This is a genomic window from Phycicoccus jejuensis (assembly GCF_044797865.1).
Lineage (GTDB): Bacteria > Actinomycetota > Actinomycetes > Actinomycetales > Dermatophilaceae > Phycicoccus > Phycicoccus jejuensis.
Genome location: NZ_CP085209.1, coordinates 3,686,325 through 3,702,150, shown reverse-complemented (window position 1 = coordinate 3,702,150; position 15,826 = coordinate 3,686,325). Strand labels below are relative to the sequence as shown.

At 69.7% G+C, this 15,826-nt stretch carries 10 protein-coding genes; 8 read left to right on the top strand and 2 right to left on the bottom strand.

Features of this window, described 5'->3' with window-relative positions:
- Positions 1–338 precede the first annotated feature (338 nt).
- From rpoB to tuf, 8 genes are all read left to right on the top strand, one after another.
- A complete protein-coding gene (gene rpoB / locus LG324_RS17615) occupies positions 339–3,824 on the top strand; it encodes a DNA-directed RNA polymerase subunit beta (protein ID WP_207025145.1) in 3,486 nt (1,161 codons plus the stop codon).
- Between the two features lie 101 nt (positions 3,825–3,925).
- Positions 3,926–7,813 (top strand): DNA-directed RNA polymerase subunit beta', encoded by a 3,888-nt coding sequence (locus LG324_RS17610; protein ID WP_404350046.1) that lies wholly within the window; start codon positions 3,926–3,928, stop codon positions 7,811–7,813.
- A 92-nt stretch (positions 7,814–7,905) separates the two neighbouring features.
- A complete protein-coding gene (locus tag LG324_RS17605) occupies positions 7,906–8,601 on the top strand; it encodes a spermidine synthase (protein WP_404350043.1) in 696 nt (231 codons plus the stop codon).
- 4 nt (positions 8,602–8,605) lie between these two features.
- The gene (locus tag LG324_RS17600) at positions 8,606–9,133 is read left to right on the top strand and encodes a GNAT family N-acetyltransferase (protein WP_404350041.1); all 528 of its coding nucleotides are present in this window, start codon (positions 8,606–8,608) and stop codon (positions 9,131–9,133) included.
- A gap of 301 nt (positions 9,134–9,434) precedes the next feature.
- Positions 9,435–9,809: a 30S ribosomal protein S12 gene (rpsL, locus tag LG324_RS17595; RefSeq protein WP_030526821.1), complete on the top strand. Its 375-nt coding sequence runs from the start codon at positions 9,435–9,437 to the stop codon at positions 9,807–9,809.
- A complete protein-coding gene (gene rpsG / locus LG324_RS17590) occupies positions 9,809–10,279 on the top strand; it encodes a 30S ribosomal protein S7 (RefSeq protein ID WP_030526822.1) in 471 nt (156 codons plus the stop codon). The genes rpsL and rpsG overlap by 1 nt, the downstream gene beginning before the upstream one ends.
- Before the next feature lie 103 nt (positions 10,280–10,382).
- Positions 10,383–12,497: an elongation factor G gene (fusA, locus tag LG324_RS17585; protein WP_404350037.1), complete on the top strand. Its 2,115-nt coding sequence runs from the start codon at positions 10,383–10,385 to the stop codon at positions 12,495–12,497.
- A 120-nt stretch (positions 12,498–12,617) separates the two neighbouring features.
- Positions 12,618–13,814, top strand: a complete 1,197-nt coding sequence (tuf, locus tag LG324_RS17580) for an elongation factor Tu (protein ID WP_030526824.1) — start codon at positions 12,618–12,620, stop codon at positions 13,812–13,814.
- 89 nt (positions 13,815–13,903) lie between these two features.
- Here the strand turns inward: tuf and LG324_RS17575 are convergent, their stop codons facing one another.
- Both LG324_RS17575 and LG324_RS17570 read right to left on the bottom strand, forming a co-directional pair.
- On the bottom strand, positions 13,904–14,746 hold the full coding sequence (locus tag LG324_RS17575; RefSeq protein ID WP_404350034.1) for a hypothetical protein: 843 nt from the start codon (positions 14,744–14,746) through the stop codon (positions 13,904–13,906).
- Between the two features lie 102 nt (positions 14,747–14,848).
- Positions 14,849–15,766, bottom strand: coding sequence for a LysR family transcriptional regulator (locus tag LG324_RS17570; protein WP_404350031.1), 918 nt, complete (start codon positions 15,764–15,766; stop codon positions 14,849–14,851).
- Between the last annotated feature and the right edge of the window lie 60 nt (positions 15,767–15,826).

Genomic DNA, 15,826 nt, shown 5'->3' with positions numbered 1-15,826 from the left:
GGGCGCCCTGCGGGCCCGTCCGGCGCGGCGCGGCACGCCGGGAACGGCGGTTTCGCTTGACGCGGGCACCCGGCGGCGTCATCCTGTTGCGCGTCACCCGCTCACGCGGGGGGCCGCACCGGGAGCCTGGGGGCTTGACGCGGTTGGACGGTGCTGCCTTCTTCGGGTATGCTATCTCTTTGCGCTGCCCCTAACCTTCCCTCGCTCGTCGTCGAGTCGTCCCATCGCCATGCCCCCGGCTGTCCCGGGTGGACCCGCGTGGGCACGGCACACGGTGGTCGGAGGGGTCGGGAGCGGCCAGTTCGCACAACAGACCAGGCCCGTGGAAGGAACCCTCCTTGGCTGCCTCGCGCACCACGTCCAAGATGACCACCGCTCTGACGGCTTCGGGCCGTCTCTCGTTCGCCAAGATCCGTGAGCCGCTGGAGGTCCCGGATCTCCTCGCCCTGCAGACCGAGAGCTTCGACTGGCTGCTCGGCAACGAGCGCTGGCAGGAGCGCGTCGCCGCCGCCCTCGAGGCCGGCCGCGACGACGTCCCGGAGCGCTCCGGCCTCGAGGAGATCTTCGAGGAGATCTCCCCGATCGAGGACTTCAGCGGCTCGATGTCGCTGAGCTTCCGCGACCACCGCTTCGAGGACGTCAAGTACTCGATCGAGGACTGCAAGGAGCGCGACCAGACCTACTCCGCGCCCCTGTTCGTCACCGCCGAGTTCATGAACAACACGACCGGCGAGATCAAGAGCCAGACGGTCTTCATGGGCGACTTCCCGCTCATGACCGAGCGCGGCACCTTCATCATCAACGGCACCGAGCGCGTCGTCGTCTCGCAGCTCGTCCGCTCCCCGGGCGTGTACTTCGAGCGCACCCCGGACAAGACCTCCGACAAGGACGTCTACTCCACCAAGGTCATCCCGAGCCGCGGCGCCTGGCTCGAGTTCGAGATCGACAAGCGCGACATGGTCGGCGTGCGCGTCGACCGCAAGCGCAAGCAGTCCGTCACGGTCCTCCTCAAGGCCCTCGGCATGTCCGAGGCCGAGATCCTCGAGGAGTTCGGTGACTACGAGTCGATGCGCATGACCCTCGAGAAGGACAACACGACGGGTCAGGACGACGCGCTGCTCGACATCTACCGCAAGCTGCGCCCGGGCGAGCCGCCGACCAAGGAGGCCGCGCAGACCCTGCTCGACAACCTCTACTTCAACGGCAAGCGCTACGACCTCGCCAAGGTCGGCCGGTACAAGATCAACAAGAAGCTCGGCCTCGACACCGAGCTGTCGACCTCGACCCTCGGGCTCGAGGACATCGTCGCCACGATCAAGTACCTCGTCGCGCTGCACGCCGGCGAGGAGACGATGCCGGGCACCCGCCGCGGCGAGACCGTCGACATCCGCGTCGAGACCGACGACATCGACCACTTCGGCAACCGCCGCCTGCGCAACGTCGGCGAGCTCATCCAGAACCAGGTCCGCACCGGCCTGTCCCGGATGGAGCGCGTCGTCCGCGAGCGCATGACGACCCAGGACGTCGAGGCGATCACGCCGCAGACGCTCATCAACATCCGCCCGGTCGTGGCGTCCATCAAGGAGTTCTTCGGCACCAGCCAGCTCTCCCAGTTCATGGACCAGAACAACCCGCTCGCGGGCCTGACGCACAAGCGGCGTCTGTCGGCCCTCGGCCCGGGTGGTCTCTCCCGTGACCGCGCCGGCATGGAGGTCCGCGACGTCCACCCGTCGCACTACGGCCGCATGTGCCCGATCGAAACCCCTGAGGGCCCGAACATCGGCCTCATCGGCTCGCTCGCGTCCTACGGGCGGATCAACTCCTTCGGCTTCATCGAGACCCCGTACCGCAAGGTCGACAAGGGTCGCGTGACCGACGACGTCCACTACCTCTCCGCCGACGAGGAGGACGAGCACGTCATCGCCCAGGCGAACGCGACGCTCTCCGAGGACGGCACCCACTTCGCCGACGAGCGCGTGCTCGTGCGCGTCAAGGGTGGCGAGGTCGAGTACGTCCCGGCGGCCGAGGTCGACTACATCGACGTCTCCCCGCGCCAGATGGTGTCCGCGGCCACCGCGCTCATCCCGTTCCTCGAGCACGACGACGCCAACCGCGCGCTCATGGGCTCGAACATGCAGCGCCAGGCCGTCCCGCTCGTGCGGGCCGAGGCCCCGCTCGTCGGCACCGGCATGGAGTTCCGCGCCGCGGTCGACTCCGGTGACGTCGTCGTCGCCGAGAAGGCCGGTGTCGTCACCGAGGTCTCCGCCGACCTCGTGACCGTCGCCGCCGACGACGGCACCTCGCGCACCTACCGCATCGCGAAGTTCGACCGCTCCAACCAGGGCAACAGCTACAACCAGGTCGTGCGCGTCGACGAGGGCCAGCGTCTCGAGGCCGGCCAGCTCATCGCCGACGGTCCCGCGACCGACGGTGGCGAGATGGCGCTCGGGCGCAACCTCCTCGTGGCGTTCATGCCGTGGGAGGGCCACAACTACGAGGACGCGATCATCCTCAGCCAGCGCCTGGTCCAGGACGACGTCCTCTCCTCGATCCACATCGAGGAGCACGAGGTCGACGCCCGCGACACCAAGCTCGGCCCCGAGGAGATCACCCGGGACATCCCGAACGTCTCCGAGGACGTCCTCGCCGACCTCGACGAGCGCGGCATCATCCGCATCGGTGCGGAGGTCCGCGACGGCGACCTGCTCGTCGGCAAGGTCACGCCCAAGGGCGAGACCGAGCTGACCCCGGAGGAGCGCCTGCTGCGCGCGATCTTCGGCGAGAAGGCGCGCGAGGTCCGCGACACCTCCCTCAAGGTCCCCCACGGCGAGACCGGCACCGTCATCGGCGTCAAGGTCTTCGACAAGGACGAGGGCGACGAGCTGCCCCCGGGCGTCAACCAGCTGGTCCGCGTCTACGTGGCGAACAAGCGCAAGATCACCGACGGCGACAAGCTCGCCGGCCGCCACGGCAACAAGGGCGTCATCTCCAAGATCCTCCCGGTCGAGGACATGCCCTTCCTCGAGGACGGCACCCCGGTCGACGTCGTGCTCAACCCGCTCGGTGTCCCCGGCCGCATGAACGTCGGGCAGATCCTCGAGCTCCACCTCGGCTGGGCCGCCAGCCGCGGCTGGGAGATCGAGGGCAAGCCCGAGTGGGCCGAGCTCATCCCCGAGGACGCGCGCCAGGCCCCGGCCGGCACCCGCGTCGCCTCGCCGGTGTTCGACGGTGTCCGCGAGAACGAGATCGTCGGTCTGCTCGACAGCACGCGCAAGACCCGCGACGACGTCCGCCTCATCGACGGCTCGGGCAAGGCCCGCCTCTTCGACGGCCGCTCCGGTGAGCCGTTCCCGGAGGCCGTCTCGGTCGGCTACATGTACATCCTCAAGCTGCACCACCTCGTGGACGACAAGATCCACGCGCGCAGCACGGGTCCCTACTCGATGATCACCCAGCAGCCGCTCGGCGGTAAGGCCCAGTTCGGTGGCCAGCGCTTCGGTGAGATGGAGGTCTGGGCCCTCGAGGCGTACGGCGCGGCCTACGCGCTGCAGGAGCTGCTCACCATCAAGTCCGACGACGTCAACGGCCGCGTCAAGGTCTACGAGGCGATCGTCAAGGGCGACAACATCCCCGAGCCCGGCATCCCCGAGTCCTTCAAGGTGCTCATCAAGGAGATGCAGTCCCTCTGCCTCAACGTGGAGGTCCTGTCCAGCGACGGGTCCACCATCGAGATGCACGACGCGGAGGACGACGTCTTCCGCGCCGCCGAGGAGCTCGGCATCGACCTGTCCCGGCGCGAGCCGAGCAGCGTCGAAGAGGTCTGACAGGTGCGGGGCCGGGGCGCCGTGCGCGCCCCGGCCCACCACCCGCTCGACACACCACCTGACAGACCACGACTGACGTAAGAAACGAAAGAAGGAACCACGTGCTCGACGTCAACTTCTTCGACGAGCTCCGGATCGGCCTCGCCACCGCGGACTCGATCCGCGCCTGGAGCCACGGTGAGGTCAAGAAGCCCGAGACGATCAACTACCGCACCCTCAAGCCCGAGAAGGACGGCCTCTTCTGCGAGAAGATCTTCGGCCCGACCCGGGACTGGGAGTGCGCCTGCGGCAAGTACAAGCGGGTCCGCTTCAAGGGCATCATCTGCGAGCGCTGCGGCGTCGAGGTGACCCGCGCCGCCGTGCGTCGTGAGCGGATGGGCCACATCGAGCTCGCCGCCCCCGTCACCCACATCTGGTACTTCAAGGGTGTCCCGAGCCGCCTCGGGTACCTGCTCGACCTCGCCCCGAAGGACCTCGAGAAGGTCATCTACTTCGCGGCCTACATGATCACGTCCGTCGACGAGGACCAGCGGCACGCCGACCTGCCCTCGCTCGAGGCCCAGATCCAGGTCGAGAAGAAGGAGATCGAGAACCGCCGCGACGCCGACGTCGAGGGCCGCGCCAAGAAGCTCGAGGACGACATCGCCGCCCTCGAGGCCGAGGGCGCCAAGTCCGACGCCAAGCGCAAGGTCCGCGACTCCGCCGAGCGCGAGATGAACGCGATCCGCCGTCGCGCCGACCAGCAGGTCGAGCGCCTCGAGCAGGTCTGGGACCGCTTCAAGAACCTCAAGGTCCAGGACCTCGAGGGCGACGAGGTCCTCTACCGCGAGATGCGCGACCGCTTCGGTCTCTACTTCGAGGGCGGGATGGGCGCCGCGGCGATCCAGAAGCGCCTCGAGACCTTCGACCTCGACGCCGAGGCCGAGTCGCTGCGCGAGAGCATCGCCACGGGCAAGGGCCAGCGCAAGACCCGCGCCCTCAAGCGCCTCAAGGTGGTCTCCGCCTTCCAGACGACGACGAACCAGCCGGCCGGCATGGTCCTCGACGCGATCCCGGTCATCCCGCCGGACCTGCGCCCGATGGTGCAGCTCGACGGTGGCCGCTTCGCGACCTCGGACCTCAACGACCTGTACCGCCGCGTCATCAACCGCAACAACCGCCTCAAGCGGCTGCTCGACCTCGGTGCGCCCGAGATCATCGTCAACAACGAGAAGCGGATGCTCCAGGAGGCCGTCGACAGCCTCTTCGACAACGGCCGTCGTGGCCGCCCGGTGACGGGCCCCGGCAACCGTCCGCTCAAGTCGCTGTCCGACATGCTCAAGGGCAAGCAGGGCCGGTTCCGCCAGAACCTGCTCGGCAAGCGCGTCGACTACTCCGGCCGCTCGGTCATCGTCGTCGGCCCGCAGCTCAAGCTGCACCAGTGCGGCCTGCCGAAGCAGATGGCGCTCGAGCTCTTCAAGCCCTTCGTCATGAAGCGGCTCGTCGACCTCGACCACGCCCAGAACATCAAGTCGGCCAAGCGCATGGTCGAGCGTCAGCGCCCCCAGGTCTGGGACGTCCTCGAAGAGGTCATCACCGAGCACCCGGTGCTGCTCAACCGTGCGCCCACGCTGCACCGCCTCGGCATCCAGGCCTTCGAGCCGCAGCTCGTCGAGGGCAAGGCCATCCAGATCCACCCGCTCGTCTGCACCGCGTTCAACGCGGACTTCGACGGTGACCAGATGGCTGTGCACGTGCCGCTGTCGGCGGAGGCCCAGGCCGAGGCCCGCATCCTCATGCTGTCCTCGAACAACATCCTCAAGCCGGCCGACGGCCGTCCCGTGACCATGCCCACCCAGGACATGATCATCGGCCTCTACCACCTCACCTCCGAGGTCGAGGACGGCAAGGGCGCCGGTCGGGCGTTCTCGACGGTGTCCGAGGCCCGCATGGCCTTCGACGCCGGCCAGATCGAGCTCGGTTCGCTCGTGAAGATCCGTCTCGAGCACCTCGTGCCCACGCCGATGACCGAGCTGCCCGAGGGCATCGAGCTCGACGCCGAGGGCTACGTGCCGGCGATGACGGTCGAGACCACCCTGGGTCGCGCGCTCTTCAACGAGACGCTCCCGATGGACTACCCGTTCGTCAACGACCAGGTCGACAAGAAGCGCCTCTCGACGATCGTCAACGACCTCGCCGAGCGCTACAGCAAGGTGCAGGTCGCGGCGAGCCTCGACGCGCTCAAGGAGTACGGCTTCCACTGGGCGACCCGCTCGGGCACCACGGTCGCCATCTCCGACGTCGTGACGCCCCCGCGCAAGCTCGAGATCCTCGACGGCTACGAGACCAAGGCCACGAAGGTCCAGACGCAGTACGAGCGCGGTCTGATCACCGACGACGAGCGCCGCCAGGAGCTCATCGAGATCTGGACGCAGGCCACGAACGAGGTCGCCAAGGAGATGGAGGCGAACATCCCGAGGACGAACACCATCTTCAAGATGGTCTCCTCCGGTGCGCGCGGTAACTGGATGCAGCTGCGCCAGATCGCCGGCATGCGTGGCCTGGTGTCGAACCCGAAGGGCGACATCATCCCGCGGCCGATCCGCGCGAACTTCCGCGAGGGCCTCACCGTGCTCGAGTTCTTCATCTCGACGCACGGCTCCCGCAAGGGCCTGGCCGACACCGCGCTGCGCACGGCGGACTCGGGCTACCTGACCCGTCGTCTCGTCGACGTGTCGCAGGACGTCATCATCCGCGAGGACGACTGCGGCACCGAGCGTGGCCTCAAGATGCCGATCGCGAGCACCGACGAGCGCACCGGCGCCCGCGCGGTCCACGACGACGTCGAGACCTCGGTCTACGCCCGCTCGCTCGCCGAGGACGTCGTCAAGGACGGCGAGGTCCTCGCCGAGGCCGGCATCGACCTCGGGGACGTCGTCATCGGCGCGCTCTTCGCGGCCGGCGTCGACTCGGTCAAGGTCCGCTCGGTCCTCACCTGCGACTCCAAGGTCGGGACCTGCGCCAAGTGCTACGGCCGCTCGCTGGCCACCGGCAAGCTCGTCGACATCGGTGAGGCCGTCGGCATCATCGCGGCGCAGTCCATCGGTGAGCCCGGCACCCAGCTGACGATGCGCACCTTCCACACCGGTGGTGTGGCCGGTGACGACATCACGCAGGGTCTGCCGCGTGTCGTCGAGCTCTTCGAGGCCCGCACGCCCAAGGGTGTCTCGCCGATCGCCGAGGCCTCCGGCCGCGTGACGATCGAGGAGACCGACAAGGCGCGTCGCCTCCTGCTCACGCCGGACGACGGCTCCGAGGAGCACGCCTACCCGGTGACCAAGCGTGCCCGCCTGCTCGTGCAGGACGGCCAGCACGTCGAGGTCGGTGCGCAGCTGACGCAGGGGTCGATCGACCCCAAGCAGGTGCTGCGCATCCTCGGCCCGCGCAAGACGCAGGAGCACCTCGTCGACGAGGTGCAGAACGTCTACCGCCAGCAGGGTGTGTCCATCCACGACAAGCACATCGAGGTCATCGTCCGGCAGATGCTGCGCCGGATCACGATCATCGAGTCGGGCGACGCGGACCTGCTCCCGGGCATGCTCGCCGAGCGCGGCCGCTTCGAGGAGGAGAACCGTCGTGTCGTCGCCGAGGGCGGCAAGCCGGCCTCGGGTCGTCCCGAGCTCATGGGCATCACCAAGGCCTCGCTCGCGACCGAGTCGTGGCTGTCGGCGGCCTCCTTCCAGGAGACCACCCGCGTCCTCACCGAGGCCGCCATGGAGGGTCGTTCCGACTCCCTCCTCGGCCTCAAGGAGAACGTCATCCTCGGCAAGCTCATCCCGGCCGGCACGGGTCTGACCCGCTACCGCAACATCGCGGTGGAGCCGACCGAGGAGGCCAAGGCCGCCATGTACTCCATGCCGAACTACGAGGACTACGCGTTCTCGTTCGGCCCGGGGTCCGGCGAGGCCGTCCGCCTCGACGACAGCGAGCTCGGTCTCGACCGGCTCTGAGCCGCAGCACCGCCGCACGGGCGGGCACCACGTGGGAGACCACGGGTGCCCGCCCGTCGGCGTTCCCGGGGGCGCTGGCCTAGGGTGACCGGATGGACGAGCCGCCGGTGACGCTGGCGCGGGCCGGGACGCCGGCGGGGGAGGTCGTGCTGCGTCGGCACGAGGGGGTCCTCCAGCTCGTCGTCGACGGCGTCTTCGCGATGGACACCGCCGACGTGTCCACGGAGCGGGTGCTCGCCGACGAGGCGCTGCGGCACCACCCGGCGCCGGCCCGCGTGCTCGTCGGGGGCCTCGGCCTGGGGTTCACCACCCGCGCGGTCCTCGCCGACCCGCGGGTGCGCCACGTCGACGTCGTCGAGCTCGCGGCGCCGCTCGTGGGCTGGGCCCGGGAAGGCCTCGTCGAGGAGCTGGCCGGGCTCGAGGGGGAGCGGTGCACCCTCCACGTGGCCGACGTCGCGGACGTCCTCGCGGGCAGGGCCGCCCCGGACGGGCCCTGGGACCTGGTCCTGCTCGACGTCGACAACGGCCCGGACTTCCTCGTCCATGCCGCCAACGCGGCTCTCTACGAGGAGGGCTCGCTGTCGACGGCCCGGCGGGTGCTGCGTCCGGGTGGCCGGTTCGTCGTGTGGTCCTCGCACCGGGCGCCGGCTCTCCTCGAGGCGATGCGCGCGGTGGCCGGGCCCGGTGACGTGGTCGACGAGGTGGTGCTCCCGGTCCGGCGTGACGGCCGCGAGCTCGACTACGCGCTGTACTCGTTGGCGTCCGGGGCGCCCGCCGGGGGAGGATGACCCGGTGCGCCGCGATCTCGTCATCCGCCCGGAGCGTCCCGAGGACGCCGGGTCGGTCCGCGACCTCGTCCTCGCCGCCTTCGCGACGACGGACTTCTCCGACGGCGAGCCCGAGGCGCGGCTCGTCGACGGCCTGCGGGCCGACGACGACCTCCTGCCGGCGCTGACCTTCGTCGCCGAGCTCGACGGCGGTGTCGTCGGCAGCGTCGTCTGCAGCCGCGCGTCGATGGGGGAGGGGCCCTCGGTGGGGCTCGGGCCGCTCGCGGTGCGCCCGGACCACATGGGGCAGGGCATCGGTTCGGCCCTCGTGGCGTCGGTCGTCGCGACCGCCGAGCAGCTCGCCGAGCCCTCGGTCGTGCTCCTCGGCGACCCGGGGTTCTACGGCGCCTTCGGGTTCGAGACCGCCGCCGACCACGGGGTGGCCCCGCCCGGGCCGTGGGAGGACCGGTTCTTCCAGCTGTTGCGGCTGCGGGCCTGGCACCCGGGGCTCGCGGGCCCGTTCCGCTACGCCCCGGCGTTCGACCGGCTCTGAGGCGGGGAGGACGCCGGCAACCGATTTGGGTGCCCACGCGCGGCCCGGTATCCTTGGGTGTTGTGTCTGGCTAGGACCAGACCCAGGAGCCGGGACCGGCGCCGCGAGGCGACGGGCACGGCCTCGCCCACCTCCTGCCGGGCGCCCCACCACACCACATCCCCTCGGGGAATGGCGCATGGGGAGTGCAGGGAGGAGCAGCCGGTGCGACACACCCGAACGCGGGGGTCGAGCAGCGGCCATGACAAGGAGTGACGGCGCGACCGCCGTCGCTTGACCAGACCAGACCGAAGGATCCAGGTTGCCTACCATCAACCAGCTGGTGCGCAAGGGCCGGCAGGACAAGGCCGTCAAGGCCAAGACTCCTGCCCTCAAGGGCTCCCCGCAGCGCCGCGGCGTGTGCACGCGCGTGTACACGACCACCCCCAAGAAGCCGAACTCCGCCCTCCGCAAGGTCGCCCGCGTGCGCCTCACGAGCGGCATCGAGGTCACCGCCTACATCCCCGGTGTCGGCCACAACCTCCAGGAGCACTCGATGGTGCTCGTCCGCGGCGGTCGTGTGAAGGACCTCCCCGGCGTGCGCTACAAGATCATCCGCGGCGCCCTCGACACCCAGGGCGTCAAGAACCGTCAGCAGGCGCGCAGCCGCTACGGCGCGAAGAAGGGTAAGAGCTGATGCCGCGCAAGGGTCCCGCTCCGAAGCGGCCGCTCGTCATCGACCCGGTCCACCAGTCCCCGCTGGTGACCTCGCTGGTCAACAAGGTCCTCCTCGACGGCAAGAAGTCCACTGCCGAGCGCATCGTCTACGGCGCGCTCGAGGGCTGCCGCGAGAAGACCGGCACCGACCCGGTGCAGACGCTCAAGCGCGCGCTCGACAACATCAAGCCGACGCTCGAGGTCAAGTCCCGCCGCGTCGGCGGTGCGACCTACCAGGTCCCGATCGAGGTCAAGCCGAACCGCGCGACGACGCTGTCGCTGCGCTGGCTCGTCGGTTACTCGCGCCAGCGTCGTGAGAAGACGATGACCGAGCGCCTCATGAACGAGATCCTCGACGCGTCCAACGGCCTCGGCGCCGCGGTCAAGCGTCGCGAGGACACGCACAAGATGGCCGAGTCCAACAAGGCCTTCGCGCACTACCGCTGGTGACCCCGTCCGGGGAGCCGCGCCGCCCCGCGGCCGGCTCCCCGGACCACCGGTGCAGACCGCACCCCCCCGCACCACCCGAAGCGACGAGACGAGAGCACAGAACGTGGCACAGGACGTCCTGACGGACCTCAAGAAGGTCCGCAACATCGGCATCATGGCGCACATCGACGCCGGCAAGACCACGGCGACCGAGCGCATCCTCTTCTACACCGGTGTCAACCGGAAGATGGGCGAGACGCACGACGGCGCCTCCACCACCGACTGGATGGAGCAGGAGAAGGAGCGGGGGATCACCATCACCTCCGCCGCCGTCACCTCCTTCTGGGAGGGGTCGCAGATCAACATCATCGACACCCCCGGTCACGTCGACTTCACGGTCGAGGTCGAGCGCTCGCTGCGCGTCCTCGACGGCGCCGTCGCCGTCTTCGACGGCAAGGAGGGCGTCGAGCCCCAGTCCGAGACGGTCTGGCGCCAGGCGGACAAGTACAACGTCCCCCGCATCTGCTTCGTCAACAAGATGGACAAGCTCGGCGCGGACTTCTACTTCACCGTCGACACCATCAAGGACCGCCTCGGCGCGGAGCCCCTCGTGCTCCAGCTGCCGATCGGCGCCGAGAACGACTTCGTCGGTGTCGTCGACCTCATCTACAAGCGCGCGCTCGTGTGGGAGGGCGACGCCAAGGGCGATGTCACCATGGGTGCCAAGTACGAGATCCAGGACATCCCGGCCGACCTCGTCGAGCGCGTGGAGGAGTACCGCCACCAGCTCATCGAGCGGGTCGCCGAGTCCGACGACGCCCTCATGGAGAAGTACCTCGAGGGCGGCGAGCTCACCGCCGAGGAGATCAAGGCCGGCATCCGCCGCCTGACGATCGCCTCCGAGGTCTACCCGGTCCTGTGCGGCTCCGCGTTCAAGAACCGCGGCGTCCAGCCGATGCTCGACGCGGTCGTCGACTACCTCCCCTCGCCGCTCGACGTGCCGGCGATGGAGGGTCACGCCCCGGGCAACGAGGACGAGAAGGTCGAGCGCAAGCCCAGCAAGGACGAGCCGTTCTCCGCGCTCGCCTTCAAGGTCGCCTCGCACCCGTTCTTCGGCACGCTGACCTTCATCCGCGTCTACTCCGGCCACATCTCCGCCGGCACCCAGGTGCTCAACAGCACCAAGGTGAAGAAGGAGCGCATCGGGAAGCTCTTCCAGATGCACGCCAACAAGGAGAACCCGGTCGAGGACGCCATGGCGGGCCACATCTACGCCGCCATCGGTCTGAAGACGACGACGACCGGTGACACCCTCTGCGACATCGACAAGCCGGTCGTGCTCGAGTCGATGACCTTCCCGGAGCCCGTCATCCAGGTCGCCATCGAGCCCAAGACCAAGGGCGACCAGGAGAAGCTCGGCACCGCGATCCAGAAGCTGGCCGAGGAGGACCCGACCTTCCAGGTGCACCTCGACGAGGACACCGGCCAGACGATCATCGCCGGCATGGGCGAGCTCCACCTCGACATCCTCGTCGACCGCATGCGTCGCGAGTTCAAGGTCGAGGCCAACGTCGGCAAGCCGCAGGTCGCCTACCGCGAGACCATCAAGCGGACCCTCGAGCGCTACGACTACACCCACAAGAAGCAGACGGGTGGCTCGGGCCAGTTCGCGAAGGTCCAGATCGCGCTGGAGCCGCTGGACACCGCCGAGGGCGAGCTCTACGAGTTCTCCAACAAGGTCACCGGTGGCCGCATCCCGCGCGAGTACATCCCGTCGGTCGACGCCGGCATCCAGGACGCCATGCAGTACGGCGTGCTCGCCGGCTACCCGCTGGTCGGCATCAAGGCGACGCTCCTCGACGGTGCGTACCACGACGTCGACTCCTCGGAGATGGCGTTCAAGATCGCCGGCTCGATGGCGCTCAAGGAGGCCGTCCGCAAGTGCGAGCCGGTCCTCCTCGAGCCGATGATGGCCGTCGAGGTCCGCACCCCTGAGGACTACATGGGTGAGGTCATCGGCGACATCAACTCGCGGCGTGGCCACATCCAGGCGATGGAGGACATCTCCGGCGCCAAGGTCGTCCGCGGCCTGGTCCCGCTGTCGGAGATGTTCGGGTACGTCGGCGACCTGCGGTCCAAGACCCAGGGTCGCGCGAACTACTCGATGGAGTTCGACTCCTACGCCGAGGTCCCCAAGTCGGTGGCCGAGGAGATCATCAAGAAGACCCGGGGCGAGTGACCGCTACAGTGGTCGCTGATCTCGCCTGAGAGAAGCACTTCCAACCAACCCCCAGACGACGCCACGTCCTGCCCGGTCGTAACGGCGTTACCGAGAAATCAGTCCTGAGGAGGACATCAAGTGGCGAAGGCAAAGTTCGAGCGGACCAAGCCGCACGTCAACATCGGCACCATCGGTCACATCGACCACGGTAAGACGACGCTGACTGCTGCGATCTCCAAGGTCCTGCACGACAAGTACCCGGACCTGAACCCCCAGTTCGCGTTCGACGACATCGACAAGGCGCCCGAGGAGAAGCAGCGCGGTATCACGATCTCCATCGCGCACATCGAGTACCAGACCGAGGGCCGTCACTACGCCCACGTCGACTGCCCGGGCCACGCCGACTACGTGAAGAACATGATCACGGGTGCGGCGCAGATGGACGGCGCGATCCTCGTCGTCGCCGCCACCGACGGTCCGATGCCGCAGACGAAGGAGCACGTCCTCCTGGCCCGCCAGGTCGGCGTCCCCTACGTCGTCGTGGCGCTCAACAAGGCCGACATGGTCGACGACGAGGAGATCCTCGAGCTCGTCGAGATGGAGGTCCGCGAGCTGCTGAGCTCCTACGAGTTCCCCGGTGACGACCTCCCCGTCGTCAAGGTCTCGGCGCTCAAGGCGCTCGAGGGCGACGCCGAGTGGGGCCAGACCGTCCTCGACCTCATGGACGCCGTCGACAACTACATCCCGGAGCCGGAGCGCGACACCGACAAGCCGTTCCTCATGCCCGTCGAGGACGTCTTCACGATCACCGGTCGTGGCACGGTCGTCACCGGCCGCATCGAGCGCGGTGTCCTCAAGGTCAACGAGGAGGTCGAGATCGTCGGCATCCACACCGGCCCGCCGACCAAGACCACGGCCACCGGCATCGAGATGTTCCGCAAGCTCCTCGACGAGGGCCGTGCGGGCGAGAACGTCGGCCTGCTCCTGCGTGGCATCAAGCGCGAGGACGTCGAGCGCGGCCAGGTCGTCGTCAAGCCGGGCTCGATCACGCCGCACACGGCGTTCGACGCCAACGTCTACATCCTGTCCAAGGACGAGGGTGGCCGTCACACCCCGTTCTACGACAACTACCGTCCGCAGTTCTACTTCCGGACCACGGACGTCACCGGCGTCGTCACGCTGCCCGAGGGCACCGAGATGGTCATGCCCGGCGACAACACCGAGATGGCCGTCGAGCTCATCCAGCCCATCGCGATGGAGGAGGGCCTCAAGTTCGCCATCCGCGAGGGCGGCCGCACCGTCGGCGCCGGCCGGGTCACCAAGATCACGAAGTGACCTGACGCCGGTCGCCTGACCGGCAGCCCGTCGAAGGGCCCGCACCCCCGGGGGTGCGGGCCCTTCGCCGTGCCCCCGGGGTCGGCGGGTCAGCAGGTGAGGACGAGGTGGAAGATCGTGTCCTCGGCGACGCCCGTGGCGGAGTTCTTGACCGAGACGTAGACGGTGCTGTCGTGCGAGAAGTCGCTGTCGACCGAGATCTCGTGCACCGCCCCGAAGAGGTAGTCGGTGGCGGCCGGGGTGCAGCGGCTGACGTTGCGGTCGAAGGTCACCCGGGACGAACCCGTCCCGTCCTTGACGACGCCGACGAACCCGGACGAGGCGCCGGCGTGGACGGTCGGTGGCGCCGTGGTCGCGTCGACCGAGACGTACAGCGGCATGACCCAGTACCCCGCGACGTCGGCGAAGACGTGGGCCGAGCCCGGGGTCCTGAGCGTCAGCCGGCCGCTGGTGTCGACGGGCACGGTGACCATGTTGGCGACCGGGCCGGACGGGTTGTGGTTGACGAGCGAGGCGGTCGGCTCGGTCGTGCCCGTCGCCCAGCCCTTGAGGTCGCTCGTGCTCCCGCTCTGCGAGATCGCCCCGAGGTTGAGCTGCACCGCCGTCGCGACGGCGCTGACGTCGCACGACTCGGCCTTGCCGCCCTGGGCGGCGTAGCTCGTCGCCGTGGTGTCGAAGGTGCGGGAGGCGGCCGTGAGCCGACCGCCGGCGATGCGGGTGTCGATGATCCGGCAGGGGGCGACCGCGACGAAGCGCAGCTCGGAGCCCGCGGCGGTCGACGGGGTGACGAGGGCCGGCCGGGGCGCGGCCGACCGGCTCTGCGCGGTGCCCGGCTGCGGACCACCCGCGTCGGCGCCGGCGGCGCCGAGGACGAGGAGGGCGGCGCCGGCGGCGGCGACGGCCGCCCGGCGCAGGAGGGGTGACGTGCGCACGGGGGGAGCACCTTTCCGTGGGGTGGGCGCCGGGGACCCGTCGCGTGCTCCTCAGGAGGGCGGCACGGCCCGCGGTGATACGCCGTGACGCCGCCACGCCGCTCAGGCCGGGGTCAGCCGCTCCGCACCCACGCGCGCGAGCTCCTCGCGGACCCGGGCGATGGCGGGAGAGGGGGCCATGCTCCGGCGCCACGTCATCATGACGCGGCGGGTCGGCACGGGGTCGGTCAGCGGGACGGCGACGACCGACGCCGGCAGCTGCTCGCGCCCGAGGCGGGGGACGAGGCTGACGCAGACGCCCTCGGCGACGAGGCCGACGTGCGAGGCGAACTCCCACGACCAGTGCCGGATGCGCGGGCGGGCGCCGTGGAGGTCGAACATGTGGGTGAGCCAGCCGTGGCAGACCGAGCCCTCGGGTGCGCAGACCCAGTCGTCGGCGACGAGGTCGAGGGCGGTCGCGCCGGCGGCGCCGGCGAGCGGGTGGTCTCGGTGGACGAGCACGTCGGCGGTGTCGACCCCGAGCGTGACGACCTCGACGTGCTCGGGGAAGGGCAGGGGGAGGTCACCCCAGTTGTGGACGAGGGCGGCGTCGGCCCCGCCGGCGGCGACGAGGTCGATCGCCTCGTGCGGGTCACGCTCGACGAGGGTGACGGTGAGGTCGGGCTCGTCGACGGCAAGGGTGCGCAGCGCCGGGGCGAGGAGCCCGCGCACGGCCGTCGAGAACGCGACGAGCCGGACCCCGCCGGCGACCGGGCCCCCGGTCACCCGCCCGAGCCCGGACTCCAGCCGCTCGAGGCGGGCGAGGATGTCGCCGCCCTCGTCGACGAGGTGGCGACCCAGCTCGGTGAGCATCACGCCGCGCCCGACGCGTTCGAGGACCGGGCCGCCGACCCGTCGCTCGAGCCGCTTGACCTGCTGCGAGACGGCCGAGGGGGTGTAGCCGAGCTCGGCCGCGGCCCCGCCGACCGACCCGGTGCGTCGGACGGCCGCGAGGGTGGCGAGGTGCTCGAGCTCGATCATGTAGCGACGCTACACGGAGCGTGGCACGATCGTGCGCTGGTGCTGAACGGAGCTCCGGCG

What these genes read in the sequence shown, in the direction of transcription:
- rpsG (WP_030526822.1), top strand. Translation starts at nt 9,809, where the DNA reads ATGCCGCGCAAGGGTCCCGCTCCGAAGCGGCCGCTCGTCATCGACCCG.
- LG324_RS17570 (WP_404350031.1), bottom strand. Translation starts at nt 15,766, where the DNA reads ATGATCGAGCTCGAGCACCTCGCCACCCTCGCGGCCGTCCGACGCACC.
- LG324_RS17605 (WP_404350043.1), top strand. Translation starts at nt 7,906, where the DNA reads ATGGACGAGCCGCCGGTGACGCTGGCGCGGGCCGGGACGCCGGCGGGG.